The 3525-nt window shown below is 70.9% G+C and carries 1 protein-coding gene; it reads left to right on the top strand.

Annotated features, from left to right (window positions below; translation table 11 throughout):
• Positions 1 to 3 precede the first annotated feature (3 nt).
• Positions 4 to 3525 (top strand): amino acid adenylation domain-containing protein (locus ACTIDRAF_RS0221530; protein WP_280956889.1); only part of this gene is annotated, 3522 nt, incomplete at its 3' end.

Here is a 3525-nt window from a genome sequence, read left to right as displayed (position 1 = left end):
GACCTGGTCGGGTTCTTCGTGAACACCCTCGTCCTCCGCACCAGCGTCGACGAGACCGCCTCCTTCTCCACGCTGCTCTCGCAGGTGCGCCAGACCACCCTGGACGCGTTCGCGCACCAGGACGTCCCGTTCAGCCGCCTGATCGAAGAACTGTCCCCCGCGCGCGACACCAGCCGCACCCCGCTGGTGCAGGTCATGCTCATCCTCCAGAGCGACTGGGTGAGTCCTCCCCAACTCCCCGGGCTGGAGGTCACCGAGTTCGACCTCCCCAGGGAAGCCGCCCAGTTCGACCTCACCCTGCACGTGAGGGACGGGGCGGGCGGGATGCTGGTCGCGATCGAGTACAGCACCGACCTCTTCGACGCGGAGACCGTCGACCGCCTCGGACGTCACTGGATCCGGCTGGCCGAGGCGGTGACCGCCAACCCCCACGGTCCGTTGTCCGAGCTGAGCCACCTGACCCCCGCCGAGCAGCAGAGGCTGCTCGGGGAATGGGGCACGGCCCCGATCTCCTCCCCGGACATCGAACCGCGACTCACCGGAACCGATCTGGTGTCATGGGTGGAGCAGCAGTCCCGGCGGACCCCGGACGCGGTCGCGGTCACCGACGGCCGTGGGACCCTCACCTACCGGCAACTGAGCGAGGCGTCCTGCCGGCTGGCCGGGTGGTTGCGGTCCCGGGGGATCGGTGTGGAATCCCGGGTCGGGATCCGGCTGCCCCGCACCACCGACCTGCTGGTGGCCCTGCTGGGTGTGTTGCGGTCGGCGGCGGCCTACGTGCCGCTGGACCCCGCCTACCCGGCCGAGCGGATCGCGTTCATGGCGGCCGACAGCTCGCTCGAGCTCGTGTTGACCACCACCGCCCTGGCGGGGACCAGCCCGGGCGGCGTCGAGGCGGTGGCCGTGGACAGCGCCGAGTTCGACCACGAACTGCACCAGGTCAGTGACCACGGTCCGTGGCCGGCCCCGGCGTCGGCGGCGGCTTATGTCATCTACACCTCCGGATCCACCGGCCGGCCGAAGGGCGTGGTGGTCGACCGGGCCGCGATGGCGGGACTGGTGTCCTGGGCCGTCGACCGGTTCGGTTCGGGCGGTCTGTCCCACGTGTGGGGCTCGACCTCGGTCAACTTCGACGTGTCGCTGTTCGAACTGTTCCCACCCCTGTGCGTGGGCGGTGCCATCGACCTGGTGGCCGACGTGCTCGCGGTGGCGGACCGGCCCTGTCCGGGAGGTCTGCTGTCCGGCGTGCCCTCGGCGGTGGCGGGCCTACTCGAATCCGAGGCCGCCGCCCTGCGGCCCGCCCGCGTGGTCCTGGCCGGTGAGGCTCTGCCGTTGTCGGTGGTGGAACGGGTGCGGGAGGTGTGGCCCGAGGCCGAGATCGCCAATATCTACGGGCCCACCGAGGCCACCGTGTACGCGGTCGGCTGGTTCGACGGGGTCGACAACGGCCCTGCCCCGGTCACGGTGTCCGGGTCGGCGCCCATCGGCCGGCCACTGTCCGGCATCGACGTGCGGGTCCTGGACCGGTGGCTGCGGCCGGTCCCACCGGGGGTGGCCGGCGAGTTGTACCTCGGGGGGCCGCGGGTCGCTCGGGGTTACGCGGGCCGGCCGGGGTTGACCGGGCAGCGCTTCGTGGCCGACCCGTTCTCCGGCACCGGCGGGCGCGTGTACCGGACCGGGGACGTGGTGCGGTGGTTGCCGGGCGGGATGCTCGAGTTCGTGGGCCGAGCCGACGACCAGGTGAAATTGCGGGGTTACCGGATCGAACCAGGTGAGGTCGAGTCGGTGTTGGCCGAGTCGGATGTGGTGGCTCGGGCGGTGGTGGCGGTGCGTTCCGAGGGGGTGGGCGCCCGGTTGGTGGCCTACGTGGTGCCGGTCGCCGGTGCGCGGGTGGACGTGGCGGTGCTGCGCGAACGCGTGCGCTCGCGGGTACCGGAGTACATGGTGCCGCAGGCAGTGGTGGTGTTGTCGGAGCTGCCGTTGAACACCAGCGGCAAGTTGGACCGGGCGGCGTTGCCGGTGCCGGATGTGGTGTCGGGGGCGGGGTACGTGGCGCCGACGACGGAGGTCGAGAAGGCCCTGTGCGAGGTGTGGGCGGAGTTGTTGGGTGTGGACCAGGTCGGAGTCCACGACAACTTCTTCGACCTGGGCGGCAACTCGATCCTGAGCCTTCGGGCTACCTGGCGGCTGCGGTCGACGTTGGGGCAGGAACTGGCACCCCGCCACCTGTTCGACCACCCCACCGTGGCTGGCCTGATCGCCGCCCTCGACCGGGCCAGTCATCCCCTGGCGGACCGCACCCCGATCACGCCGGTGCCGCGGGACGGCGGGCCGCTTCCCCTTTCCTACGCCCAGCAGCGGCTGTGGTTCATGTCCGAGGTCATGCCGGAGGGTGCCGAGTACACCCTCGCCACGGGTCTACGGCTGCACGGCGACCTCGACCAGCCTGCGTTGCGGGAGGCGTTGGCGGGACTGGTGGCCAGGCACGAGACGCTTCGCACGACCTTCACCGAAGTGGACGGCAGCGCCGTGCAGCACGTGCACGACGACCTGCCCGTGCCCGTGCGGGTGGTCGACGGCGGTGCTGCGGACGGGGGGATCGACGACCTCCTGCGGGAGGAGCTGACCAGGCCCTTCGATCTCCGCACCGGGCCGCTGGTGCGTGTCCTGCTGGTCCGCCAGGCGGTGGACCGGCACGTCCTGGTGCTGTCGATGCACCACATCGTCACCGACGGCTGGTCGATGGGAGTGATCACCCGGGAACTGAGCGAACTGTACTCAGCCGCGACCCGGGGAACCCCGGTCCCGCTCCCCGAACTGCCGGTGCAGTACGCGGACTACGCGGTGTGGCAGCGGGAGCGGTTGTCCGGCGAGAGCGCGGGGCGGCACCTGGACTACTGGCGTGACCGTCTCAGCGGCGTGGCTCCACTGGAACTCCCCACCGACCGCCCTCGACCGGTGGTCCGCACCACGACTGGCGCGGTGCACCTCTTCGAGGTCCCGGTGGACGTGGTCGATGAACTGCGGGCACTGGGGCAGGACCGGTCGACCAGCCTGTTCATGACCCTGACCGCCGTCACGCAGTTGTTGTTCGCGCGGTACAGCGGCCAGCGCGACGTCGCGGTCGGTACCGCCACCTCGGGTCGGGAACCCGAGGTGGACGACCTCGTCGGCCTCTTCGTCAACACGCTGGTCCTCCGGTCGGACGTCGCGGACCACAAGACCTTCACCGGTTTCCTCGCCGAAGTGCGGGAGACGGTGCTGGAGGCCTTCGCGCACGAGGACGTGCCGTTCGAACGCATCGTCGACGCGGTCGCGCCGGAGCGGGACCAGAGCCGCATGCCGCTGGCCCAGGCCATGGTGGTGCTGCAGAACGCTCCCACCGGGCGGTTCGACTTCCCCCGGCTCCACGTCGAGACCTTCGACCTCCCGAGGAAGGCGGCGCAGTACGACCTGATGCTCCAGTTCCAGGAGCAGGCCGGTGGTGTGCTGGCTGGTGCGGTGGAGTTCAACACCGACCTGTTC

The sequence above is a fragment of the Actinoalloteichus spitiensis RMV-1378 genome (genome assembly GCF_000239155.1).
Classification (GTDB): Bacteria; Actinomycetota; Actinomycetes; order Mycobacteriales; family Pseudonocardiaceae; genus Actinoalloteichus_B; species Actinoalloteichus_B spitiensis.
Note: the sequence above shows the minus strand (reverse complement) of the source record. Positions and strands in the feature narration are given on the sequence as shown.